23 protein-coding genes are annotated in these 25,701 nt (G+C 43.4%); 7 read left to right on the top strand and 16 right to left on the bottom strand.

The window, feature by feature from the left end:
- Window positions 1–15 precede the first annotated feature (15 nt).
- The gene (locus ACTJJD_RS14060) at window positions 16–612 is read left to right on the top strand and encodes an NAD(P)H-dependent oxidoreductase (RefSeq protein WP_045035018.1); all 597 of its coding nucleotides are present in this window, start codon (window positions 16–18) and stop codon (window positions 610–612) included.
- Window positions 613–861: 249 nt separating this feature from the next.
- On the opposite strand, the gene ACTJJD_RS14055 is transcribed toward ACTJJD_RS14060, so the two are convergent.
- From ACTJJD_RS14055 to gabT, 3 genes are read right to left on the bottom strand one after another with little or no spacing between them, the layout of a single operon-like run.
- A complete protein-coding gene (locus ACTJJD_RS14055; protein WP_440600333.1) occupies window positions 862–2,256 on the bottom strand; it encodes an NAD-dependent succinate-semialdehyde dehydrogenase in 1,395 nt (464 codons plus the stop codon).
- Window positions 2,231–3,619: an APC family permease gene (locus ACTJJD_RS14050; RefSeq protein WP_008347228.1), complete on the bottom strand. Its 1,389-nt coding sequence runs from the start codon at window positions 3,617–3,619 to the stop codon at window positions 2,231–2,233. The genes ACTJJD_RS14055 and ACTJJD_RS14050 overlap by 26 nt, the downstream gene beginning before the upstream one ends.
- A gap of 21 nt (window positions 3,620–3,640) precedes the next feature.
- A complete protein-coding gene (gene gabT / locus ACTJJD_RS14045) occupies window positions 3,641–4,957 on the bottom strand; it encodes a 4-aminobutyrate--2-oxoglutarate transaminase (protein WP_039166217.1) in 1,317 nt (438 codons plus the stop codon).
- A 108-nt stretch (window positions 4,958–5,065) separates the two neighbouring features.
- Between gabT and gabR the strand changes: the two genes are divergently transcribed.
- Window positions 5,066–6,490 carry a MocR-like transcriptional regulator GabR gene (gene gabR / locus ACTJJD_RS14040; RefSeq protein ID WP_440608558.1) on the top strand — a complete coding sequence of 475 codons (1,425 nt, stop codon included), beginning with the start codon at window positions 5,066–5,068 and terminating at the stop codon, window positions 6,488–6,490.
- 66 nt (window positions 6,491–6,556) lie between these two features.
- Here gabR and ACTJJD_RS14035 read toward each other — a convergent pair whose 3' ends face one another.
- Entirely contained in the window at window positions 6,557–7,288 is a 732-nt protein-coding gene (locus ACTJJD_RS14035) for a LysR family transcriptional regulator (protein ID WP_025206749.1), read from the bottom strand.
- A 99-nt stretch (window positions 7,289–7,387) separates the two neighbouring features.
- Between ACTJJD_RS14035 and ACTJJD_RS14030 the strand changes: the two genes are divergently transcribed.
- The gene (locus ACTJJD_RS14030) at window positions 7,388–7,939 is read left to right on the top strand and encodes a DUF4865 family protein (RefSeq protein ID WP_440608557.1); all 552 of its coding nucleotides are present in this window, start codon (window positions 7,388–7,390) and stop codon (window positions 7,937–7,939) included.
- Window positions 7,940–8,020: 81 nt separating this feature from the next.
- Here ACTJJD_RS14030 and ACTJJD_RS14025 read toward each other — a convergent pair whose 3' ends face one another.
- The gene (locus tag ACTJJD_RS14025; protein ID WP_025206748.1) at window positions 8,021–8,332 is read right to left on the bottom strand and encodes an ArsR/SmtB family transcription factor; all 312 of its coding nucleotides are present in this window, start codon (window positions 8,330–8,332) and stop codon (window positions 8,021–8,023) included.
- 247 nt (window positions 8,333–8,579) lie between these two features.
- Between ACTJJD_RS14025 and ACTJJD_RS14020 the strand changes: the two genes are divergently transcribed.
- The 4 genes from ACTJJD_RS14020 to ACTJJD_RS14005 all read left to right on the top strand — a co-directional run bounded on the left by ACTJJD_RS14020 (window position 8,580) and on the right by ACTJJD_RS14005 (window position 13,445).
- Window positions 8,580–9,446 (top strand): TetR/AcrR family transcriptional regulator, encoded by an 867-nt coding sequence (locus ACTJJD_RS14020; RefSeq protein WP_231131664.1) that lies wholly within the window; start codon window positions 8,580–8,582, stop codon window positions 9,444–9,446.
- A gap of 16 nt (window positions 9,447–9,462) precedes the next feature.
- Window positions 9,463–10,896 (top strand): MDR family MFS transporter, encoded by a 1,434-nt coding sequence (locus tag ACTJJD_RS14015; protein WP_007498149.1) that lies wholly within the window; start codon window positions 9,463–9,465, stop codon window positions 10,894–10,896.
- A gap of 174 nt (window positions 10,897–11,070) precedes the next feature.
- On the top strand, window positions 11,071–12,447 hold the full coding sequence (locus ACTJJD_RS14010; protein WP_008347247.1) for an aspartate kinase: 1,377 nt from the start codon (window positions 11,071–11,073) through the stop codon (window positions 12,445–12,447).
- 152 nt (window positions 12,448–12,599) lie between these two features.
- Entirely contained in the window at window positions 12,600–13,445 is an 846-nt protein-coding gene (locus ACTJJD_RS14005; RefSeq protein WP_025206746.1) for a GAF domain-containing protein, read from the top strand.
- Window positions 13,446–13,631: 186 nt separating this feature from the next.
- Here the strand turns inward: ACTJJD_RS14005 and ACTJJD_RS14000 are convergent, their stop codons facing one another.
- The 11 genes from ACTJJD_RS14000 to ACTJJD_RS13950 all read right to left on the bottom strand — a co-directional run bounded on the left by ACTJJD_RS14000 (window position 13,632) and on the right by ACTJJD_RS13950 (window position 25,556).
- The gene (locus ACTJJD_RS14000; RefSeq protein ID WP_017358522.1) at window positions 13,632–15,059 is read right to left on the bottom strand and encodes a sensor histidine kinase; all 1,428 of its coding nucleotides are present in this window, start codon (window positions 15,057–15,059) and stop codon (window positions 13,632–13,634) included.
- A complete protein-coding gene (locus tag ACTJJD_RS13995; protein WP_017358523.1) occupies window positions 15,049–15,744 on the bottom strand; it encodes a response regulator transcription factor in 696 nt (231 codons plus the stop codon). Before ACTJJD_RS13995 ends, ACTJJD_RS14000 begins: the two co-directional genes overlap by 11 nt.
- A gap of 369 nt (window positions 15,745–16,113) precedes the next feature.
- Complete coding sequence (locus ACTJJD_RS13990) at window positions 16,114–16,662, bottom strand: GNAT family N-acetyltransferase (protein WP_008347257.1); 549 nt, start codon at window positions 16,660–16,662, stop codon at window positions 16,114–16,116.
- A gap of 273 nt (window positions 16,663–16,935) precedes the next feature.
- Window positions 16,936–18,270, bottom strand: coding sequence for an MmgE/PrpD family protein (locus ACTJJD_RS13985; protein ID WP_079919131.1), 1,335 nt, complete (start codon window positions 18,268–18,270; stop codon window positions 16,936–16,938).
- A complete protein-coding gene (locus tag ACTJJD_RS13980; protein ID WP_440600329.1) occupies window positions 18,261–19,418 on the bottom strand; it encodes an amidohydrolase in 1,158 nt (385 codons plus the stop codon). The genes ACTJJD_RS13985 and ACTJJD_RS13980 overlap by 10 nt, the downstream gene beginning before the upstream one ends.
- Window positions 19,419–19,451: 33 nt before the next feature.
- Window positions 19,452–20,198 carry an amino acid ABC transporter ATP-binding protein gene (locus ACTJJD_RS13975; protein ID WP_008347264.1) on the bottom strand — a complete coding sequence of 249 codons (747 nt, stop codon included), beginning with the start codon at window positions 20,196–20,198 and terminating at the stop codon, window positions 19,452–19,454.
- Window positions 20,199–20,210: 12 nt separating this feature from the next.
- On the bottom strand, window positions 20,211–20,885 hold the full coding sequence (locus tag ACTJJD_RS13970) for an amino acid ABC transporter permease (protein WP_007498163.1): 675 nt from the start codon (window positions 20,883–20,885) through the stop codon (window positions 20,211–20,213).
- 24 nt (window positions 20,886–20,909) lie between these two features.
- Complete coding sequence (locus ACTJJD_RS13965) at window positions 20,910–21,704, bottom strand: amino acid ABC transporter substrate-binding protein (protein ID WP_008347268.1); 795 nt, start codon at window positions 21,702–21,704, stop codon at window positions 20,910–20,912.
- Window positions 21,705–21,726: 22 nt separating this feature from the next.
- Window positions 21,727–22,230, bottom strand: a complete 504-nt coding sequence (locus ACTJJD_RS13960) for a GNAT family N-acetyltransferase (RefSeq protein WP_007498165.1) — start codon at window positions 22,228–22,230, stop codon at window positions 21,727–21,729.
- A 17-nt stretch (window positions 22,231–22,247) separates the two neighbouring features.
- Window positions 22,248–23,573, bottom strand: a complete 1,326-nt coding sequence (locus tag ACTJJD_RS13955) for an LLM class flavin-dependent oxidoreductase (RefSeq protein ID WP_048001283.1) — start codon at window positions 23,571–23,573, stop codon at window positions 22,248–22,250.
- A 198-nt stretch (window positions 23,574–23,771) separates the two neighbouring features.
- Window positions 23,772–25,556, bottom strand: coding sequence for a right-handed parallel beta-helix repeat-containing protein (locus ACTJJD_RS13950; RefSeq protein WP_440608556.1), 1,785 nt, complete (start codon window positions 25,554–25,556; stop codon window positions 23,772–23,774).
- Window positions 25,557–25,701 lie beyond the last annotated feature (145 nt).

The following is a 25,701-nucleotide window of genomic DNA, read 5'->3' as shown; positions in this document are numbered from 1 at the left end:
CTAGGAGGCTATGAGATGAACCATCTAATCATATTTGCTCATCCCCAGCAAAGCTTAAATCAAACCCTATTAGATCTTGTTGTAAGCACTCTTTTGAACAATGGTCATGATGTGACAGTTCGTGATGTGTATGCCATTGGATTTCCGCCAGAGCTGACAACAGCAGAAAAGGCTGCCATGAAAAATGGGCATGTGCCGGTACCGGTTCAAAGAGAGCAGAAGCTGATTCAACAAGCTGATGTCCTCACATTTATCTTTCCAATATGGTGGACAGGCTTGCCGGCGATGCTAAAGGGTTATGTGGAGCGCGTTTTTTCAGAGGGGTTTGCGTATGAGATCAATGAAAACGGAGTGGTGAAAAATCTGCTTCGAGACAAAAAAGGGGTCATTATTAATACGCATGATGCACCGAGGACCTTTCTTGATTCAAATATGATCATCACCCCCAGCCATCACATGACGACAGATACAGCCGCCTTCGATCTGATCGGCGTTGAGCCAGTCGAACGGCTCTTGTTCAGCAGCATGGAACAAGCATCTGCAGACGACATCCACGAGATTCTCAAAGAAACAAAAGAAACGGTGGATCAACTTTTCCCACCGGCTGTTTAACATAAAAAAGACTGCCGAGACTTCTCGGACAGTCACAGATTGTTGACAAAGGGCTAAAATGAACTTGATTTTAGCCCTTTGTCTTCCTTTTCAGCGTGATAGAAAACCTTTGCAGCCCTAGGAAGGACGAGTACTGGCGCGGAGCGAATTTCACATTCGTGAGCACCAGCACGCAGGACTGACAAAGAATGCGAGGGTTTGCCTACACGCTGAGACTGCCGAGACTTCTCGGACAGTCTTTTTCACATGTTATTCGTCTAAACCAATTGACACATACTTCGTTTCTAAATAAGGCTCGATGCCTTCGATGCCGCCTTCACGACCTATACCACTCTCTTTCATACCGCCGAAAGGTGCCTGCACAGCGGATGGTCCCCCGTCATTCCAGCCAATAATCCCGTAATCTAGATTCTCAGATATATAGAGACCATTGCGGTAATTCTCTGTAAAGAAATAAGCCGCAAGTCCAAAAGGTGTATCATTTGCTAATTCAATGGCTTCATCTAATGTGCTAAATGTCGTAATGGGTGCCACTGGACCAAACGTCTCTTCATGCATAATGTTCATTGAAGGATCGACATGAGTTAGCACCGTCGGCTGAACAAAATAATACGACTTCTCATCGTCAAAATGTGTATCGCCGCCGACAAGAACTTTCGCCCCTTTATCCACGGCATCTTGAATTTGTTCGACAATTTTATCGAAGCCTCGCTTATTGATAATCGGTCCGATGGACGTGCCTTCTTCAAAACCATTTCCTACTTTCAGCTTTTCCACTTCTTTGCTGAAGCTTTGCGCAAATGCTTCATGAATTTCTTCATGGACAATTAATCGATTGGCACAAACACACGTCTGACCTGCATTACGGAATTTAGATGCCACTGCTTGTTTCACAGCCAATTCAAGGTTGGCGTCCTTATCTACGATCAGCGGGGCATGACCGCCAAGTTCCATAGAAACGTGTTTCACTGTGCTCGCACTGTTTTTGATGAGATGTTTTCCAACTGGTGTTGAGCCAGTAAACGTGATCTTGCGGATCAATGGACTATCTGTGAAGATTCCCCCCACTTCTTTTCCATCTCCAATCACCCATTGCAAGGCATCCTCTGGAATTCCGGCTTCATGGCCTAATTTGACAAGTTCGATGGCCGTAAGCGGCGTGTCTTCAGCAGGTTTCACGATAAACGTACAGCCCGCCGCAAGCGCTGGTGCAGCCTTCCTTGTAATCATCGCCGCAGGGAAATTCCACGGTGTAATCGCAGCAACAGGACCAACTGGCTGCTTTGTGACAAATAGGCGTTTGTTTGTCGTATGAGACGGGATCGTTCTGCCGTAAATCCGCTTTGCTTCCTCTGCGTACCACTCAATATATCCAGCGGCATAGACGATTTCCCCTAATGCTTCTTGATACGGCTTCCCGTTTTCTTCTGTGATGATTTTTGCGAGCCTTTCTTTATGCTCGATCATGAGATCAAACCATTTGCGAATGATATTTGCACGTTCATGGGCTGACGTTTTGGCCCATGTTTTGAATGCTTTGTGTGAGCGAGTGATCGCAGCTTCAATCTGTTCTTTTGTATGCTGAGCAACTGAGGCAATTTCTTCTCCGGTTGCAGGATTATACACTTTGAGTTCGTTTGTCATGCTCTACCTTCTCCTTCGTTCTTGGATTCATTACATATAGTATATACCCAATGAGTGCCCAACCTAAAAGCAAAATCCATTCAGCTGGCCATGATAAGGAGGCCGGCATCCCAGGAAAATAAAATGAAAGAAAAAGGAAACTAAGGCCAATGGCTAAAACGCCGGTCGTCCGCCAATATTTAATGCGGTATGGACGCTCAAGCTCAGGTTCTGTCTTGCGAAGTTTCATAAAGGCAATGGACACAATCAAATACCCAACGATGATACCCACACCGCCTGCATTAACAATCCACACGAGGGCAGGACGGCCAAGTAATGGTGCAAAAAATGCAAGTGCACCTAAGAACAAAATGGCATTTGTCGGTGTTTTATACTTCGGATGAATATACGCAAACCATTTGGAAATCATGCCTCTTTCCGCCATTGCATAGAGGATACGGCTTGCACCAATGATAAATGCATTCCAGCTCGTCACAATGCCTGCTACACCACCAATGACAAGCACAGTCCCAAACGCCTGATGACCAAGAAGCTGTACCATGGCATCTGCTGTTGCCAGTGATGAAGCCTCAAGCTGACCTTTTGACAATCCTGCCGCTACTCCAAAGACAATGAGCAGATAAAATACAACCGCACTCACAATGGAGATAATCAAAATTCTCCCGATGATCTTCTTAGGTGCGTTAATCTCCGCCGCTACCTGCGGGATGACATCAAACCCAACGAATAAAAAGGGAATCATCACTAACACAGCCATCAGACCGCCAACCCCGCCCTGAAACATCGGCTCAAGGTTTGCAAAATCTCCATTAAATGTAGCTCCGCCTAATAGAAGAAAACCTGTCAGGATAATGGCCACTGTGAACACCGATTGAAAAATGGCAGCAGGCTTTGCGCCAATGTAGTTCAGAGCTGTTAAAAACAGTGCACCGCCAGATCCAATCAATACCCATGTAAAGTAAACATCCCATCCTCCTATATTCCATAGGAAACCAACATGCTGTGTTGGAATGACATAGTCAATGACTGTCGGAAGTGCGACCGCTTCAAACGTAATCACGGACACATAACCGAACAATACGCCCCATGCGGAGACAAACGCTGATTTGATCCCAAATGCCCGCTGGACAAAGACGAGTCCTCCGCCTGTTTCTGGAATCGCAGAGGAAAGCTCTGCATACGTTAGTCCAATAAAGATGACGAGAATGCCCCCTATGACAAAGGCAATCACACTTCCTAAAAATCCAGCTGTTAAAATCCAATCTCCCGAAAGTACAACCCAGCCCCAGCCAAGCATTGCACCAATGGATAAAAACAGTACGTCTGACTGCGACATGGTTTTAGCCATTTGTTGTTTTTGCATACAACCATCCCCCTTTGTTGTTTAGCGTGCTGTGAAGGCGTCTTCGATGATCCCTAGTCCTTCTTGCAGCAGCTCATCTGTGATGACAAGTGGTGTTAAAAAGCGAATAATATTCCCATTGATCCCTGCCGTTAATAAGAGTAGTCCGTGCTTGTTTGCATAGGCTGCAATCGCTGCGGCTGTCTTCTTATCTGGTGTACGCGTTTTTTGATCTTCCACAATTTCAATGGCCGCCATTGCCCCTAATCGCCGGACTTCCCCGATGAATGAATACTGACTTCTCCACTCATTCGCTTTGTCCTCAATGACTTGTCCAATGTGTTCAGATCGTTCATTCAGTTGTTCTGTTTCAATAATATCAAGTACAGCCAAAGCTGCCACACAGCCTAATGGACTGCCAGCATACGTTCCTCCTAGCTCCCCTGGGTCCGCTGCATCAAGTAATTCTTTTCTGCCAACAACACCGCTCAGCGGCAGGCCAGCTGCAAGTGATTTTGACACAGTGATTAAGTCTGGCACCACATCGTAGTGTTCAATCGCAAAGTATTTCCCTGTTCTTGCGAATCCTGTTTGGATCTCATCTGCCACGAATACGATTCCATGTTGCTGACAGAATGAAGCGACATGCTGGACAAAACGCTTCGATGGTACAATGAATCCGCCCTCCCCTTGGACTGGCTCCATCACCACACAAGCGACTGTTTCTGGTGCAACGGTTGCGACAAAGAATTGATTGAACTGATCGATGATGTATTCGTCGTAGGCTGCATCGCTTAATCCTTCAGGTTTTTGATAGTAATAAGGATACGGCGCTTGATAAACCTCTGACGCAAATGGTCCGAATCCAAATTTATAAGGCTTGACCTTGCTTGTCATGCTCATCGTCATATTCGTTCTTCCGTGGAAGCCTCTTGTAAATGAGACAACCGCTTGTCTTTTCGTATATTTACGGGCAATTTTCACTGCGTTTTCAACCGCTTCGGCACCTGAATTTAAGAAAATGGCTTTTTTGTCGTGGTCGCCTGGTGTGAGGTGGCATAGCTTTTCTGCCAATTCGATATAGGATTCGTACATCATGACATTAAATCCTGGGTGAATCAGGCTGTCTGCCTGCGCTTTGACTGCTTCCACAACCTTTGGATGGGAGTGTCCTACATTTAATGTACCGATGGCGCCTGCAAAATCGATAAAACGATTGCCATCAATATCGAAAAGCTCGGCTCCCTTCCCTTTCGCTGCAAGATGACGGTTGCCATTACTTACGCCTCTTGCGACGTATTGATCTCTTTTCCCCTGCCATTCCTCTGTTGAAAAACGGTTTGTTGTCGTTTGACTCATTGTCATCCATCCCCTTTATGTCTTTTTTATTATTCTGAATATTTTTTGGTATGATAGAAAGTACCAATATCATTTTTTTCATGGTACCAGAGAGGATGGAATGACGAGATGCTGACAATTCAACTAGATCAAACAGGGGAAAACGGATTTATTTATCATCAAATTTATACAAAAATTAAAGAGGAAATTTTAAACCGTAACCTGCAGCCGCACGATCAATTACCGTCTAAACGAGAGTTAGCAGATACTTTAAACGTCAGCGTCAATTCAGTGAATGGCGCCTATCAGCAGCTGCTTGCCGAGGGATATTTATATTCAGTTGAACGGAAAGGCTTTTTTGTGGAATCACTGGAAACATTTCATGAATCAGGTCAACTGAAACCCTCTTCCCTTCCAGCAGATTTAAAAGAGAATCCGATTGAGCGAGATGACTGGTATTCCTTTTCTCATATTTCTGTTGATACAGCTAATTTTCCTTTTAAAAGTTGGCTGAAAAGTGAGCAAAAAGCGATTCATCTCCACCAAGACGCCTTTGGTGAGCTGCCGCACCCACAAGGCGTCTATGAGCTGCGGGAAACAATTGCCCGGCTGATTGGACTTGCACGAGGGGTCAAATGCTACCCTGAACAGCTCATTTTAAGTGCAGGTACACAGTCGCTCATTCATTCGTTATCTAGCATCCTTCCAGCTGATCAAATATACGGATTAGAAAACCCCGGCTATCGCAGACTGTATCAAATGCTGAAAAACAATCATCACCGGATTGAAACGATTGGCATTGATCAAAAAGGGGTGCGGATGAGCGATATTCAGAAGAAAGAGCCAAATGTCTTGATCATTACGCCTTCTCATCAGTTCCCAACAGGGGTGATCATGCCGATTTCTAGGCGGATACAGCTATTAAACTGGGCAGCTGATCAGCCAGATCGCTATATCATTGAAGATGATTATGACAGTGAATTTAAGTACGGCACAGACAGCATTCCGGCGCTGCAGAGCCTTGACCGCTATGACAAAGTCATTTATATGGGAACCTTTTCGAAATCATTGCTGCCCGGCTTGAGGATCAGCTACATGGTGCTGCCGCAGCATTTATTAAGACGCTATAAAGAAGAACAGCACTTTTTTATTCAAACGGCTAACCTTTTTACACAATACACCCTTCTTTATTTTATAAAAGATGGCGCCTATCAGCGGCATATTAAAAGAATGAATGGGCTATATGAGGAAAAACGAAAACAGCTCATTGGAGAGCTCGACACTGTCTTTCGTGACAACGTACGGATTATCGGGGAAAATGCAGGGCTGCATTTTATCGCAGAATTCCGCTCAGATCGTACGCAGCATGAGATTTTACAGCGTGCCAAAGACCGAAAGCTGAAAATGTACGGGATGGACCGTTTTACCCTTGATGAGCATGTGCCTGGTCACAAAGAAGGCTTTGTCCCGCTTGTCCTCGGTTTCTCTCATATGCGGCCAGTGGATATTAAGCCAGCGGTGAAACGCCTGTATGACTCGATTTATGGGAAATAAAACAGCTCATGTAGATGAATCGTGGCACTCCTTTGACGGGACTATACCCATAGAGGAGTGTTACGATCACATTCTTTCATAAACGTAATAGTTGATGTGAATATTTTTTTCTAGCAATTTCACGAGTGTTTGAAGGCTTTTTAAGTTGGTTGGCAGTAACGCAATACCATCTCCCTGTTCAACGATTTTGATCATTCCTTCAAACGAATCTAACTCAAATAGGGTTCGATCACCCAGCATACGCGTGGCCTCATGTCTTAATGGGCAAAGCTGATCACGATTCACGACCAATGAAATATCATCATCGTATATCTCTTTGGATTTTCCATATACGTTCAATGCCAAGCTCTTTACCTCTTTTAATTGATATTCCGCTTTTTCCATTTGATTAAAAGAAATAATTTGATCATACACATCCTCTGTTAACTTTTTGTTGATCGTACTTGATGAAGCAATGATAAAATCAGTGGCTTGAATATCCTCTAAAACATGCTGCTCGTACAAAACGTTAAATAGAAGTTCAGAGCATAAAACGGTCTTTTTCTGTGAAGTCAATTTTTGTTGAATGTCCTTCGTTTCTTTTACGATTTTTTGAGCGTATTGATAAAATAAATCCCCCTGTCCTGTTGAACTGATTCCATGATGATGCCGGATAAAAAATGTTGCATCATATAAAGTTTCAAGCGCTTTGATTCTTTGAGAAATATTGGATTGCGCATACCCTAAAGCTTTAGCCGCTTGATTAATCGATTCTTTTTGATACACCTCTATAAAAATAATCAAATCATTTATATTCATCATGATCACCTATCACTTTTTGTGATAACAATAACACAAATATGTATTATTCAACTGGTTTGAAGTCGATTATGATGGCTATTGAAAGGGAGTGTTTCTATGCATGCCATGCAATATCATGTGGATCTGCCTGCGGATTATGATATGAATATCATTAGAAAAAGAGTACGAAACAATGGATGGAAAACAGATGGATATCAGGATTTATTATTTAAAGCTTATTTGATCACTGAAAAAGACAAACATAGGAGTTTACACAATGGCTATTGCCCATTGTATATTTGGAAACAATCTGAGGGGATGACGGATTTTGTGTTTAAGGGGGCATTTGATCATATTTTACGTTCTTTTGGCTGGAAACAAATCAATATTGGCATCACGTATTCCGTTCATTTAACAGATGATTTTCATCGTAGCACATTCGTTCTTGAAGAGTATGTGACGATTCATCCTACTGATTGCCTTGAAAATCTAGATATCGCCCATCTCTTTTCCCATTTTAACAATAATAAGGGTGAAGTCATCGTATATAACCCCGATAAATGGAAATGCGTCAAATATTCTTTTCTGGACTCATTACCAGAGAATATAGAGCAGCAGATTCACATTTATGACATTGTCCATCTGTCTATGGATCATTCAATGGCCTAATTCCGTTTTACACGAGACGCATCACAAATCCCCAAGGTTACAATGCCTTGGGGATTTGTCATTTGTTGATGCAAGACTCTCTTACCACCGCTCCTTGTCTACAGCTAATACGGATGACAAGAGGCCTGGAAAAGCGGTATCAATGTCGTCATTTCTGAGAGAGTAGTAACGGTGCTTCCCGTCAATTCTCACTTTCACGATGCCTGCTTCTCTTAGTACTTTAAAGTGATGCGACAGCGTGGACTTGGCAATGTTCATATCATACGTACCGCATGTTCTCTCACCCGCTTCTGCTAAGCAGCGGACAATTTCCAGCCGAACAGGGTCAGCCAATGCTTGCAGCACAGAAATGAGTCTCATGTTTTCTTGGGTTGGATGATTTGGATTATTCATACGATAAATGTATCGTATTTTGTTCTAACATACAATCTCGTTACTCGTCTATGACAAAAAAGACAAAGGGCTAAAATCAAGTTCATTTTAGCCCTTTGTCAACAATCGGATACATGTCATTGAGACATGTATTTTTTTAAGTTCATTTTCTTGTCATGTGTCATTGGTTTTGTTATCATAGCAAAAGTGACCACTCGGTTTCCATTGTGACCATATGGTTTTGCCGATTCGGAAAGGACTTATGAAGATGAACGAAAAGCAAGAAGAGATTTTGCGGGTATCGAAGAAATTATTTTCTCAAAAAGGCTATATGAGTGTCTCTATGCAGTCAATTGCTGATGCCTGTAAAATATCAAAAGCGTCAATTTATAAACTGTTTGATTCAAAGGAAGCTCTTCTATTGGAACTGATTAAATACAATCAGCGCAAAATGAGAGAGATTTCTCAGATCATTCATTCCGAAACGACGCTGTCCAAAAAGGAAAAATTCACAAAAAAGATTAAGCTTGAGCTTGAAGAGTTTAAAGAGAATCATAAATTTTTGAATATGCTGTCCTTTGAAGCTTTTTCACAGCATTCGCCCATCGTCATTAAGCATTTACGTGAGACACGCTCCATTATCATGCAGCGACACAGAGACATCATTTTAAGCACATATGGTGAATCTGTTGCGCCTTATGTGTGGGATCTTGTGATTGTCCTCAACGGATTAATGAGAGAATTCATCTTGATGTTGGCGATTGAGCACAAGAACATCCAATTAGAAAATGCCGCCGAAATGATCATCGGTGTAATGGACCGTGTATCAATAAAGCCTTGCTCCATTGAGCCTGTGCTAACAGATCAGCTGATGGACTCTTATTTGCTTTCCACACAGGAAGAATATGATGAAGAAAAGCTTGTCATCTCGTACTTAACAAAGATGAAACAAGAGCTTCACACACTAGCAAACGGAGAAGAAAAGGACGATCTCCTCTCTGCGTTTGAACTGCTGAGTCAAGAACTGTCAAAGGACCAACCGAGAACCTTTTTAATTAGCTCATTGCTTGATTATTTAGGCAAACACAGCGTTTTATCTCAAAACGTGTCACAGCTGAAAAGCATTATTTTATAGATAAAGAAGGGATAATATGAACCAATCAACAACATCGTATAACCGGTCTGTGATTGTTGGGATTTTCCTCGTTGGGGCGTTCGTTGCGATCTTAAACCAAACGCTTCTCATTCCAGCGATCCCGCATATCATGGAAGAGTTCAATATTGATGTCAGTAAAGGTCAATGGCTGACCACAGCCTTTATGCTGACAAACGGGATTCTCATCCCAATTACGGCCTTTTTAATTGAGAAATTTTCAAGCCGTTCCTTAGTCTTAACGGCTCTTAGCATTTTTACAGCAGGTACCATTCTTGCTTCGTTCGCCACTAATTTCCCAGTGTTACTTGCAGCACGTATCGTGCAGGCAGCTGGCGCAGGGATTTTGATGCCGCTCATGCAAACGATCTTCTTAACCATTTTCCCAAAAGAAAAACGCGGGCAAGCCATGGGTATGGTCGGACTAGTGATTTCATTCGCACCGGCGCTTGGACCAACACTTGGCGGCTGGATTGTCGATTCCTTTAGCTGGAAGTTCTTATTCTATATTGTTCTTCCAATCGGTATTATTGATCTCATTCTTGCTTTCTTCTTAATGAAAAATGTCACACAGCAAAGAGACACTCGTATCGATGTCTTATCGGTGATCCTGTCTTCCTTCGGATTTGGCGGACTGCTGTACGGATTTTCAAGTGTCGGAACGTATGGTTGGACGAGTGCGACCGTTCTGATTTCACTCATTGTCGGCGCTGTGAGCTTGTTCTTCTTTATCCTGCGTCAGTCGAATTTGAAAAGACCGATGCTTGAGTTTGGCGTCTTTAAGTTTGCGATCTTTAGCTTAACGACCTTCCTCGGTATGCTCGTCTTTGCCTTACTGATTGGAACAGAGACGATTCTGCCGCTCTATACGCAGAATGTCAGAGGGTTATCAGCCCTTGATACAGGGCTGATCTTATTGCCAGGGGCTCTCTTTATGGGATTCCTATCGCCGATTATCGGACGAATTTTTGACAAAGTAGGCGGTAAAGGGCTGGCTCTAGGCGGATTTACGATATTAGCTGTCACTTCCCTGCCATTTATGATGCTCAGCCTTGATTCATCGATTACCCTCATTACAGTGGCCTACACACTTCGCTTAATCGGGGTTGGAATGATCATGATGCCGCTGACAACAGCCGGTATTAACTCGTTACCACCGCATTTGATTCCGCACGGGACAGCAATGAATAATACGATGAGACAAATGGGCGGCTCTATCGGGACGGCTGTGCTTGTCTCCATTATGAGCAGCTCTGCTGCCAATGCAGCATTATCCGATCCAATGAAGTCAGCCGTTCATGGCATGAATACGTCATTTATCGTGTCTGGTGCTATTGCGGTCATTGGACTCGTCCTTTCATTCTTCTTAAAAGAAAAACGTAAAAACAAAGTGATGAAGCAGGAGTTATCTTCTTCGTCCTCTTCTTCATAAAGACAAAGAGCTCGGCATATCGCCGGCTCTTTTTTCATCTATGCACACATAACGTCTTCCCCAAAAATACATTTGTTCATTCAGAGAAGAAAAACCTTGATAATTTGAAGAAAAGAGTTGATAATAGAAACTATTCAATTTGTGAGAAAATTTTTACTATAGGAGATGTATGCATTGAAGGTCGTTAAATTTGGTGGCAGTTCTCTTGCTTCTGGCAAGCAACTGCAAAAGGTATTTGACATTGTCACAGCAGATCCAGCTCGAAAAGCAGTCGTTGTTTCCGCACCAGGAAAACGGCATTCAACGGATACGAAGGTCACCGATCTATTAATTAGCTGCGGTGAACAATATTTACGTTTAGGTGAAGCACACGATTTACAAGAAGCTGTCATCGAGCGATATGCCTCGATTGCGGATGAGCTGGGGTTAGGTCATGACATTATTGACACCATCCGGCAAGATGTAAACACGTTATTACAGGCTGATTCTTCTCATCCTGAGCGTTATCTTGATGCGATTAAAGCAAGCGGTGAAGATAATAACGCAAAGCTGATTGCAGCCTACTTTCAGCATCAAGGCGTCGAAGCGCACTATGTGAATCCAAAAGAAGCCGGTCTATTTGTCAGCGACGAGCCTGGTCAAGCGCAAGTCCTTCCAGAATCGTATGATCATTTGTACAAATTAAGAGAACGCTCTGGCATCATTGTGTTCCCTGGCTTTTTCGGTTTTAGTCTAGCGGGTGATATCGTCACTTTTTCCCGCAGTGGATCAGACATTACCGGTTCCATTTTGGCAAATGGACTGAAGGCAGATGTGTATGAAAACTTTACGGATGTGGATGCAGTCTACGCCGTCAATCCAACGATCGTTCATGAACCAAAGGAAATCACAGAGCTGACATATCGTGAAATGCGTGAATTGTCCTATGCGGGTTTTTCTGTATTTCATGATGAGGCACTTATTCCAGCCTTTCGGGCAGGCATTCCTGTTCAGATTAAGAACACCAATAATCCAACGGCCAAAGGTACGAAAATTGTAAATCAACGGGATCATACGAATGGCCCTGTTGTGGGAATCGCATCAGACAATGGATTTTGCAGTATTTATATCTCCAAGTATTTGATGAACCGAGAAGTGGGCTTTGGACGTAAAGTGTTGCAAACGTTAGAGGAATATGGACTTACGTATGAACACGTGCCTTCTGGCATTGATGATATGACCATTATTTTAAGACAGGATCAGCTGGAGGAGCAGCAGATTGAACAAGAGCTTTTAGACCGATTAAAGCTTGTACTTGATGCAGATGAAGTCGTTCTAGAGCGGAACCTCTCGCTTATTATGGTCGTAGGAGAAGCGATGCGTCATAATGTTGGTACAACAGCAAGAGCGGCAAAAGCGCTGTCAAAAGCCAAAGTGAATATTGAAATGATCAACCAAGGCTCTTCAGAGGTGAGCATGATGTTTGGCGTCAAAGCGGCTCAAGAAAAAGAAGCCGTTCAAGCCTTATATGAGGAATTTTTCTCTATGTCCACGGTGCCTGTCTCCATTTAATCAGCAGACTGTCAGATCTCCGGATCGGCAGTCTTTTTGATCTCGCACGATTTGCGCATTAAAGTATATCTATTTCTCGTTTGATTTTGTATGATAGAGACAAATCAACTATTGTTCCGGCCATTGATCGGAGCTACAAGGAGTCCTAATCCATGCCTCGTCAACAACTATTAAAACAGTTTCGCAATTTTCATGATGCTTCTACAAGTATTTTAAACATGATGAGTCAATTCATTCATGTGAATACACTGTTTATTGCTAAAAATGATCAAAACACCAATCAGATTGTGAAAGTGCTAAATCAAGACGAGCAGCTTCTTGAAGAAGGGGAAGAAAATCCTTACGAGAAGACATTTTGCAAGCTGGCGGTCGATCATCGCGATACGCTGTTGATCCCTGATATCCGCTTGGACGAGCGTTCAAAAAACTTAGACGTCACGAAACAGCTGCAAGGCGGATCATTTATTGGGGTTCCCATCGATTTTACTGATGGTACGAACTATGGAACCATTTGTGGACTTGATCTAAGGCCGCAGCAATTTACAGAAGAGCATGTTCATATGTTTGAAACGATGGCATCTTTGTTGAGTTACGTCTTAGAACTCGACCAGGCCAATCGGCAGATTCAGCAATTATCTGTACCGATCGTACCTGTTGTTGACGGTGTCGCCGTGCTCCCTCTTCTTGGTGATATCGAAGAGACACGTGCGCAGCATATTTTAGAAACCATTTTACAGGAAAGCTACAGGCTGTCGCTCTCTCATTTGGTCATTGATGTTTCAGGGACAAAACGACTCAATGAACAAAGCATTCAATACTTGGTCAGCTATGCGCAAACGTTAAGACTTTTAGGCATTTCAGCTGTTTTAACAGGAATAAAGCAAGACCTTGCGCTAAATGCGATTCAATCGAATATTTCATTTAAAGACATCACCATTCGTAAGGATTTACCGCAGGCACTTGCTCATATCGGCCTAACGTTCTCCAAAACAGAATAAGTGATGATACACCAAAAAGGGCTAAACCGAGTTTAGCCCTTTTCTTCTTTTCAGCGTGATAGAAAACCTTTGCAGCCCTAGGAAAGACGAGTACCGGCGCGGAGCGAATTTCACATTCGTGAGCACCGGCACGCAGGACTGACACCGAATGCGAGGGTTTTTCTACACGCTGAGGCTAAACGGAGTTTAGCCCTTTTCCTGTGGGAGCGGTAAACGAATGATAAATGTTGTTCCTTTATGTTTTTCGCTTTTTAAATCAATCTGTCCGTCATGCAAGTCCACAAGCTGTTTGACAATTGACAGGCCAAGTCCGTATTCTCCGTATGGTGTATTCGTTCTCGAAATATCCGCTTTATAAAAACGTTCCCAAATGTGTTTGACTTCTTCAGGTGCGATGCCGATTCCCGTGTCTTCTACTTCAATGATCGTTTCCCCATTCTCTTCTTTCCCTCTCAAAGAAATACGGCCGCCTTCTGTAAATTGAATGGCGTTCTTTGTGATGTTGACGAGAATTTGAATGAGCCGGTCATAATCTGCGTATACCTTTTGTTCAGGGTGAACCTCTACCATGAGCTGATTGTTTTTCTCTTCAGCCATTCGGCTCAGCTGCTCCTTAATCACTTCAAACGTATCAATGAGTGGATAGTGAAATTTTTGAAGAGTGATTTGATTCGACCTGATTTTCTCATAATCCATATTTTCATTGACGAGACGCAACATTCGTTTTGTTTCATCAGTGATGAGCGCATAGCATTTCTCTTTCTCTTCTGCCGGCACATCCGCAGTATTCAGCCATTCGACCAATCCTCGAATGGTCGTCAGCGGTGTTTTCAATTCGTGAGACACATCCGCAATGAATTGGCGTCTCCGTTTTTCAAGCCGGTCAATTTCCTCTCTTGACCGTTGAAGACGATTGGCCATCATATTAAAATCCTCACCTAGTGTGCCAATTTCATCAAGGTGTTTGTTTTCAAGATGAATGTTGTAGTCACCATGCGCAATTTTCTCAGTTGCCTCTCTCAATTTTTTGATACGATTCACATGGAACTTCGACAGAAACAGACTGAGAATAAAGGTAATCGTCAATGCCACAAACACGATGATATATAAATACCGGTTCATTTGAGCAATCAACTCTTCTGCTCCTTGAATAGGAGCTATGAGCACCACCCCGCCCTTCAGCTTTCCGTCTTCCATGACAGGAAGTGCCACAAGTGATGCTTCTTGATCAAGCCGGCGTGAATCACTCCGCTTGACTATGATTTCTTCTCCTTTTGAGAGCTTTGCCCACAAATCCTTTGTGAGTAACGCTTCATGCGGCGGCATCTCTTGCTGCTGAGACAGCACAGTCCCTTTTTCATCAAAGACGAAAAAGCGAATTTGTCTTGTCGAGAGAATGTCTTCAAATGGACGAAGGCGGAAGTTCATCTCGGCTTTCGGCAGCTGCTGAAAATTCTGCAAAATTTCATTCCCATAAGATTTCATTTCATCCACTCTGTTTTGATAGGCCATATCTTTTACAAAATGAGACATGAGGGTGCTGATAATAATGATGGCGATGAGCAATAACCCAAGGTGACTAATCAGCAACTGGTAAAAATATTTAATCTTCATCGAACTTATACCCTACGCCCCATACCGTATACAGAAAGGGCTTAGGTCCGTCTCCGATTTTTTGGCGCAACCGTTTAATATGAACATCAACTGTTCGTTCATCACCATAAAATTGGTATCCCCAAATTTGCTCAAGCAATTGTTCTCGTGAAAATACTTGCCGAGGATGCTGTATAAAAAAGCACAGCAGATCGTATTCCTTTGGCGTTAAATTTTCGATCCGTTTCCCCTCTAGAAACACTTCTCTCGTTTTTTTATCTAACTGAAAATGTTCGGTCTCTAGCCGTTCACCCTCTTTCGCTCCTTCTTGAGTAGATGTTGTTTGAGCAAAACGTCGTTTCACTGCTTTGATTCTTGCCATTAAGGTGAGCGGACTAAAGGGTTTTGTCACATAATCATCTGCCCCAAGATCGAAGCCCAGCACCTGATCAGATTCCGTTTCCTTTGCTGTCAGCATAATAATCGGAACATCACTGATCTGCCGTACTTTTTGACAAATGGTCAGACCATCCATTGAAGGAAGCATGACATCTAAGATGAGCAGATCCCAATCCTCCTCTTGCTTAAATCGATTCAATCCTTCTAATCCATCATGGACGAATTCCGCTTGAAATCCTTCTCGTTGAAAAAACATATCCGTCATTGTACAAACACTCTGGTTATCTTCAATCATTAATATTTTCATCATCAGCCTCCGCTGTTGCCTTTGTTTTTCTTTATGTAGCTTTATTTTACATGTTCCTTCTCAAATCTCAATTGGATTGATACGATTTCATGAACTTATCATGCTTTGGTCATCTTTTATTCATACTTTTTGATGGAGTTGACATTTTGGGGAATCACATTGTTCTTTTTTAATATAGTAGAATGGCAAAATGAAGGAATTGCAGAGGATAGTCTAAGATGAGGACAGTGTCATTTACGTTCTTTCAGATGAAGAAGTCTCCCATTTAGTAAAAGAATGAAATGACACGCTTCCTGATCGTTATAAATGGTCTATATAAAACAGTTTGGAACTGGACATGCATATCGAGGGCGGTGTGCCCTAACGAAGCTAATTGTGATTTTCTATAAGGCACCCCATTTCGATGCGAATTTCCTTTTTCTTTATATCTTCATTTGAATAAGAGTTGACATTTAATCCAATCAGTTGAAAGCCATTTTTCAAATAAAACTGGATAGCTGGAAAATTGGATGATTGGGTTTCTAATACAATCATTCTAACTCTCAATTCACGAGCGCGTTTTTTTGCCATTTTAATGAAAGTGCTGCCAATACCTTTTCTTTTAAATTGTTTATCCACATATAAATCATGAATGAGTAATGTATTATTCCATTTCATGTGTTGAATGACTATAATTCCAGTTTCTTCACCATTCATCTCTGACACGTAAACCTCTGAATCCTCTTTATATGGATCGAAAATCTCCTCTTTTAGATTTTTTTTAACTGGCGCTTCAAATTCTTCTTCTGTAAGGGAGATGTTCCAACCATTGTGACTGGTTTCCAAATGAATATCATAGTATTTTTCAGATGTATATTGATAATATACTTGTTTTCCTTTAGGATAATTTTTTTGATAGATACGACGAATCGTTAACATTTCATACTCCCTTCATATCAATGATTTAAATCTTTAAACGTACTACTAAATTCGTCGATTTGCGATTTGATACCTTTAAAAATACATCTAAAAGATAAAACTCGTTTTGCCTCTGTCATAGAATAGGGTCGTTTTTAAATGTGATTGTTGTAGATCAAGATCAATTGTTACCTGACGAAGAGAATATCTTCTTTGACGTCATAGAGTGTATTCACTCTTATAAGAATAAAGACATTTAAAAAAGCTCATCTCCAAAGATGAGCTTTTTTCATATCACACGAGCAACTTCAGATAGGCAGCGTCATTTCCCTCTTCAACCGCCTGTAAAAGCTGCTTTGCCTTTGATGTGCTGGTGACGCTGCTTAACTTTTGTATGATGTCTTCTGTCGATAACGCACAGCCTGGTGCTCCCCGAGGAATATCGACTCGTTTGCTGATGATGGTGCCGTCAGATAAGGTGAGCTTTACAATCGTAAAACGTCCTTTTGGCACTGCGTCTGGATGGGGTTCTATCGTTTGATCATATACTCTATTCACCCGCTTCATCCATGTCCGCAGCTCTGGTGAAATGTTTTTTTTCGTAAAAGCATCCAGTGATAAAGGTTGTCCAAACACTGCTAGTGCGATGACATACTCGACACTAAATCGTCCCTCTTCTCCCGTCAAAGGTGTCCGCTCCGTGAGTGCGGCATCTCCGCCAGGCGGAAACATGACGTCGACCTGTACGATCTTCTTCTGTAAGGAAGAGTGTTCTTGTACTAATGACTCGATCGCATCGGCTGCATGATGCGCCGCTGAACAGAACGGATACACTTTAAACCATAGACCTGGCGACACGATACGCCATGCAGTGCCATATTCCTCTAGCAGACGTCTTTCCGCCAGTTTCTGATCCCCATAGAGAGAAAAGAAGCCCAGCTCCCCATCTAGAAGCGATTCACTCCCGCCAAAACCTGAGCAAGCTAAATCCATGGACCATACGGCGGTTTGAGCGGCGAGTCCAGCTTGTAATGGTTTCATATCAGTCCCAAACTGCTTTCGCATTCCAGCTGATTGCGCACCAGCAAAGCCGATCGCTTTCGCCAGCTCTTTCTGTGAAACTTGTTTCAAATAACCAATCGCACAGACCGCTGCAATGGCTCCGAGCGTTCCGGTATTATGCCAGCCCCGCTCATAATGCGACTTACCGATGGATTCACCTAGCCTTGCCATCACTTCGACGCCAGTAATGTAGGCTGCTAAAAATCGATCACCATATGCCTCACCGTCTGTCAGCTGGGAAAGCAAGGCCGGAATGATCACCGCACTTGGATGTCCTCTCACATCTGAATGCACATCATCATAATCAAGGGCGTGAATCAAGTAGCCATTTAGCATGGCTGCTGCTTGGCGGCTGACCTTCTTCCCTTGTCCAATGACGGGAATTTGAGCCGCGCCGCCTTCTTGTTCCACCAGCGCCATGAGCTTCTGAATCCCTTCATCCTCTTTTGCAGCAAGCGCTGCTGCCGCAGCGTCTAACAGACCGTTTCGAGCCATTTGAACGGCCTGTTGATCTTGCAACGGATCAGCAGAAAGCACTGCCTCTGCGAGCTGTTTCGTTAGTTCCATGTTCTTGACTCCAACGCCCGAACCGCAAGCTCGGAGAAGAAAGCAGCAGCGACTGGGAGTGCGTCTTCATTTAACGTAAAGGCAGGGTGATGCCATTCCTCGGTACCGCTTGTCCCCATCCAGACGAAAAAGCCTGGAATGCGTTCTTGGTAAAGAGCAAAATCTTCTCCGCCTGGTGACTGCTCTGCCTCCACTACTGCGAGATCAAGCGCTCCTGCCGTTTCTTCCACAACCTTTGTCAAACGCTCGTCATTCATCACAGAAGGCAAATACGGATGCCATTTCACTTCTGCCTTTGCTCCAAACCCTTCTGCGATACCGCTCACGATTTGTTTCATGAGATCTGGAATCATCGCTCTCACTTCAGGTTCAAACGTCCGAACGGTCCCTTCCATCTCGACGCGATCAGGTATCACATTCCATGATGTGCCGCCTTGAATACGTGTGATGCTGACAACCGCATGATGCAAAGAACTAATGCGGCGGCTGACAATTTGCTGTAGGGCGCTTGTGATCTGACCGCTGATGGCAATCGGATCAATTGTGTGATTTGGAATTCCAGCATGACCACCCGTTCCTTGAATGTCAATTTCAAAGCGATCGACGCTCGCCATTAATGCTTTTTCTCTTATCCCGATGGTGCCAACTGGCAGGTTAGGTTTATTGTGCATACCAAATATCGCATCCACTCCATTTAAGACGCCTGCCTCTATGACGTGTTTCGCTCCTTGCGCCACTTCCTCAGCTGGCTGGAACAAAATGCGCACTGTTCCCTTGAGCTCATGTTTCCGTTCATTTAATAGGACGGCCGCACCAAAAATCGAAGCGGTATGGAAATCATGACCGCATGCATGCATTTTTCCTTGTATCTTTGAAGAAAATGGTTCGCCAGATGCTTCTTCAATTGGAAGTGCGTCAATATCGGCTCTCAGAGCAATCGTTGGTCCCTCTTGTTCTCCTTTGATTTCACAAACGACCCCTGTTTGAAGATCTGGAAAATCGAGTACAGTGATCCCTTCCTCTTCTAACCAGCCTCGTAGTTTTTTTGTCGTTTCATATTCTTCAAATGCCAGCTCTGGATGCTCATGAAGCGCTCGGCGTATGTTAATTAAACGTTTGTTTAAAGCTTGATTTCCTAATGATTTCACTGATACTCACCCCTCTAAAGAGTAAAAAGCAGCTTATGCTTCTTCAGCCGCTGCTTCTTTTTGGATAAATCGTTTTGTTCGTTCATTCTTCGTTTCGTCAAATAGTTCGGTTGGCGTCCCTTGCTCAATGATATGACCATCTGCCATAAAAATGACATGATCTGCTACTTCTCTTGCAAACGCCATTTCATGTGTCACGATGATCATCGTTGTTTCTTGAATGGCAATGGATTTAATGACTTGAAGCACACCTGAGACAAGCTCTGGATCGAGTGCTGATGTTGGTTCATCCAGCAAAATCGCATGTGGATCAACCGCTAACGCACGGGCAATGCCAATCCGCTGCTGCTGACCACCGGATAGTGTGACCGGGTAGCTGTCAGCTTTTTGTTCTAGCCCTACTTGTTTCAATAGCTCCATGCCGATCTCATTTGCTTGCTGTTTTGTCATTTTTTTCGTCACAAGCAGTGACTCGGTAATGTTTTGCAAGGCTGTTTTGTTTTTGAATAAATTATAGTTTTGAAACACCATGGCCGTTTGCTGACGCAGGTGATGGGCTTCTTTACGTGTATATTTAGACGCATTCAGCTTCGCATCGCCAATTTCAATCGTACCTTCATCTGGCGTTTCTAATAGATTTAGACAGCGCAGCAATGTTGATTTACCGGAGCCAGAAGGTCCGATAATGGCCACAACCTGCCCTTTTTGCACGTCAAGATTAATTCCGTCTAAGACGACAAGGTCGCCGAATGATTTTTTCAAATTGGTGAGCTTGATCATGTCCACACCTCCTTAATTCCGGTAAGGTTTGCTGATTTTTCGTTCAAATAGGTCTTGTAGGAAACTATAAATGATGGTGAGCACCCAATACACAATGCCAACCGCTAAATACGTTTCAAAGTACTTATAGTTGGCCGATGCAATCATTTTCCCTTGCGCAAACATTTCTGCCACCCCAATGGTAAAGGCAAGCGATGTTTCTTTTAAAAGACCAATAAAGGTATTCCCCGTCGCTGGAATGGCATTTCTGACGGCCTGTGGGAAAATAATTCTGACGTAAGACTGCCATCTTGTCATGCCGACAGACAGGCACGCCTCAAGCTGCCCTTCATCCACTGAATTAAGAGCCGCTCTAAAAATTTCTGCTAAGTACGCTGAGTTTTTAATACTTAAACCGATAATGACCGCTGTTAAGGCATCCATTGAGGTCATCGCAGGGAATAGCTGCGGAAGACCAAAATAAATGAGAAAGAGCTGAACCAAAGTTGGAACCGCTCTGAAAAAAGAAATATACAGCTTGGCAAATTGGTATAAGACAGGTATCCGGTTTTTCGTTATAAGCGCGAATACCACACCAATGATAATGGCAAATACCATGGAGACAATCGCCATGAAGATCGTTATCGGCAAGTATTGAATCAAGGTTGGAAAAACCGTCACCATATACTGCCAATCAATGTGATTCATGTCTGCTTTTCACCGCCGCTGTTGTTATTTTTTAATCGGCACTGTGACATCGTCTTTGAAATATTTCTCAGACAATTTCTTCAGTGTTCCGTCTTCTCTTAATTCTTTGATCGCTTTATTGAATTCTTCTCTTAGCTTGTCGTGCTTTTCATCTTTGGCAAATGGGTAGCCGACTTCTTCATATACGATTGGGTTGCCGACGATTTTGAGTGGAAGTCCTGTTTTTTCAATTTGAGCTAACAAGACACTGCGTCCGTTGACGTAAGCATCTACACGGCCATTTGCAACTTCATTTAAGACACCGTCTTGTGTTTCATATGTTTTGATGTTGATTTTCTTGTCTGGGTCTTTGCTCTCTAGGTTTTTGGCATGGTTTGAGCCAAGAACAGCCGCCACCGTTTTTCCTTTTAAGTCGTCAAGTCCTTTAATGTCCTTGTTGTCCTTCTTGACAATGATTTGTGTTCCTGCGTATGCATACGTATCTGTAAAGTTGAACGTTTGTTTACGCTCATCTGTAATCGCAACTTGGTTTGATACGGTATCCAGCTTACCAGATGTCAGCTGGCCCATCAGTCCGCTGAATTCACTCAGCTGCCAGTCTAGTTTGTAGCCTAGCTTTTTCGCAATGGCTTCTGTGACCTCGACATCAAATCCTACTAGTTTGCCGTTTTCTTTATAAGCAAATGGATAGCTTTGGCCTGTAGCGCCCACTTTAAGCACTTTCTCATCTTTGCCTTCACTCTGATTACCCCCGCCGCATGCCGCTAACACCGCAAGCATTGCCGCAAATAGAACAACTAGCCACTTTTTGTTTTTCATGTTCGTACACCCTTCTTTCCTCTTATGGTTGTGTAATATCTGATCTTAATTGTTTTTTAAAGTAAATGGTGATATGACCTTTGCCTAGATCCTTTTCACCTGCTCTGACATAGCCTTTACGCTCATACATGTCCATGAGCCACGGATGCTTATCAGCTGTCCCAAGAGAGACATATGGTACCTTTAGTGTGTCCCTTAGCACTTCCGTTTCAACCCACTCAAGCAAGGCTGAGCCTGTGCCTTTTTTTGCCGCTGGTTCTGAAGCAAACCACCATATATGCGGAACGCCGAATGGTCCTGGCTGTTCTCCCCAAGGCATACGGAGTGATAAGGTGGAGAGAAGCTCTCCGTTTTCTTCCATTACATAGCAAAGGTTCTTTTGTACATTTTTCTGAACGAGGGCGATATCTGCATGTGCTGCTTGGAACTGGATGCCGAGCTCACGAATCGGCTCATAGGCTCTTGTTGTCAGTTCAAGCAACGCTTCTATATCATCCTCAGTTGCCAGACGAAACGTATATCCCAACGTTAGTCACCTCACCTTTATGTCGTGTAGCGATTTTTTGGCTGTTTTAATCCGAGATTTTCTCGTAAAGTTTGTCCTGTGTATTCTGTTTTGAACAGGCCTCTTTCCTGAAGGATCGGAACGACGCGGTCTACGAAGGCATCAAGTCCTTCTGGCAATAATGGCGGCATCACGTTAAAACCGTCGGCTGCTTCCTCAACGAGCCATGTCTCCATCACATCTGCTAGTTGCTCTGGTGTTCCAATGAAGATATGGTGCCCACGGGACCCTGCAACAGATTGGTAGAGCTGGCGAATGGTCAGGTTGTCCTTTCTCGCCATATTCATCACAAGGTCAAAGCGGCTTTTCACGGCATTTGACGCGCTTGGATCAATCTCTGGAAGCGGTCCGTCTAGTGGATACTGCGAAAGATCAATACCCCCTAAGTAGTTTTGTAAAATGCTAAGGCCGATCTCTGGAACAATCAGCTCTTGTAATTCTTCATACTTCGCTTTTGCCTCTTCTACTGTATCGGCAATGATTGGGAAGATGCCCGGCATGATGCTGACATCCTCTCTCGCTCGTCCAGCAGCCTCTACTTTTCTCTTCAAGCTTTGGTAAAATTCCTTCGCTTTGTCGAGATCGTTTTGTGCCGTGAAAATGAGCTCAGCCGTTTTAGCCGCAAGCTTTTGACCATCTTCAGAAGACCCTGCTTGAATGATCACCGGCTGTCCTTGAGGGGTGCGTGATACGTTAAGCGGACCCCGTACGGAGAAAAATTCACCTTTGTGCTGCAGCTCATGAAGCTTACTAGACTCAAAGAATTCTCCTGTTTCTTGGTTTCTGATAAGTGCGTCCTCTTCCCAAGAATCCCACAGACCTTTGACGACATCGACGAATTCTTCAGCTCGCTCGTATCGTTTGTGGTGCGCTAAATGCTCTTCTCCGCTAAAATTTTTCGCTGTTTCTTCAATAGAAGACGTGACCACATTCCATGCTGCTCGTCCACCTGATAAATGATCGAGTGAGGCAAACTGTCTCGCAATATGGAATGGCTCACTGTATGTAGTTGATGCTGTTGCTGCTAAACCAATTGTTGAGGTAGACTCTGCAATCGAAGAAAGCAGGGTGAGCGGTTCAAATCTCGTTAATACATTTGGATGAGATGTATGATTAATTGATAAGCTGTCGGCTAAAAAGAGCAAATCCAGCTTCCCTTCCTCGGCCTTTTTCGCTAATTGTTTAAAGTAATCAAGATTCATGGCTGCGTCTGGTACTGCTTTCGGATGTCTCCAAGAGGCGACATGATGTCCAGTTCCCGCGATGAATACGCCTAGCTTGAGCTTCCGTTTCGGCTGTGACACTTGTTCTTCATCCTTTCTATATCTTCCTTGTATCAAGTTATTATTTTACAAGATACATTTTTCTGATTGAATTAATCGGTTTTATCCATAAAAAAAGGGCAAATGTTGTGAAAAATGAAAAATAATTATTACTATATGCCCTTTTTACATGATTGTCAACCGCCTTCTGAACCTCCAAAAAAAGGGATTTACAGGCGTTTACGGCGGATCAATTTCAATATTTCCGATGAGCCGGTCCGTGGAGTGTGTCATCAATTGACTGCGCTCCAGTACATTATGGGCAATCACCGAATGAGTGGAAGATACGGTGCGGACGGCAATCGCTTTTTGAGGAGAGAGATTAATGATGTTATTCCGCAGCACACGTGCTGAGACAACCTCATCAAGAAAAACGGCTGTCGGCTGTCCGATCGAACGATTTAAATAAAAGCGGTTATCTCCAATTTGGGGTGAGCCATTTTTAATATACATCACCACATATAAGGACGTTTCTTCAAAGGAATTGTCTTTAATCTCTAAAGGAGCGGTCGTATTGCTGTAGACGGCATAGTTTTGATAGTGCTTAAAACGATTCTGCCATATGAAAGCCTTTGCATCTCCTGTCACGCTGATCGTATACGAAGATGCGAGCTGTGAATGTCCTTCTTGAATAAAGTGATTGCCGTTGATCCCTGCTTCTCCCTCCTGCACCCATATCCCTCGGCTGAATTCCTTGAATTGATTATGCTGAATGAGAATATTCGTTCCTCTGACCATCGCCGCATCGATGACAGAGTAGACGGTATTGTTTGAAAAGACAATGCTGTCTGATTGATAAATACGCAGCGATGCACTTCTAAGCCGTGTGTTTGTCCCTGACTCAATATGATTTCCTTCTATTAAAATACGATTGGCCATATAGACAGACACAGCCGCATCTTCAAAAAGACTGATTTTATTACCTGTGATGTGCACGCTGTCTCCCCTCACATCAATCCCCTTTTCAAACCCTTCAATCATATTGCCAATAATGATCACATTGTTTTCCGATTGATCAAGCGGCACGCCTAAGCTCGTAATCCCTGCTTTTGTCACGCCCCCACCCACTGCACGAATCAAATTATTCGCAATGATCATTTCAGTGGCGAAGCCATAGGAGATACTGCTGTCCGTTTGATTACCTTCAATGATCACACCATAGCCATTGAAATTATAGATAGAGCTGGCTGCGCCGCCTCTGACTATGTTGTTTCGAATTTGAATATTCAGCGGTTCCTCCAAGTTGACCGCATTTTCTCCGTATCCTTCAATATCAATGCCCATTTTTGGCTCGACCCCATTTACCCCTGCCCTTTCAAGCAAACAGTCTTCCACAATGACACCATCACAGCCTGTAATAGACATATTGTTTCGCCTTGAGTCAGTGATGGTGCAGCCAGAAATATGAATAGACGAAGCAGGCGAGTACGATTCGATATGGGTCAATAAACCGTGCGGACTGACAATGATGCCGTCTCCCGTACAATTGTTGATTTGAACACGATCGATATTCACATGGGAAGCACCTTCAATACACACCCCGAAGCCCCATTCATGTGTTTTTCTTTCTGGCGGGAGTGCCTTGTACACATGCTCATCACGGTCGCCTTCAATCCGCCCGCCCCGAATGGTCACATGCTCTACCTCTCCTATATAAAAGGCTGCATATCCCCACGAATCATTTGGTTTCACTTTGATAACGGCATCTGATGCCATCTCAATACAAATATGACTTGGCACTCGTATGCCGGCATGACGAAAAGGAAAAAATTGATCCCCCCTGTACACCGCATCTATTAGATACGTTCCACTCGGCAGCCAGACGTGGGAGTAGCCCTGTGCTTTTGTCCATTCCAGGCATTCGTTCAGTTTCGCTGTACAGTCCGTTTTCCCGTCAGCAATCACGCCAAAGTCTAATACATTGACAATGGGTTTCTTCAGATCAGATTCATTTACATCCCCCAATGAAAACCCCTCCTTTTTACACATGTCCTCTTGTCATCCTATGCATGTGGGAAAGGTTTGCTTGTACGATATTTCAAATTTTATATAAATTCTTCTGGAATAACTTTCCGATGATTTATACTTGAGCGAATTTTCCATCTTTTTG

It is taken from the genome of Bacillus sp. 22446 (assembly GCF_052044955.1).
Lineage (GTDB): Bacteria > Bacillota > Bacilli > Bacillales > Bacillaceae > Bacillus > Bacillus altitudinis.
This window is presented reverse-complemented; position numbering and strand designations above follow the sequence as displayed.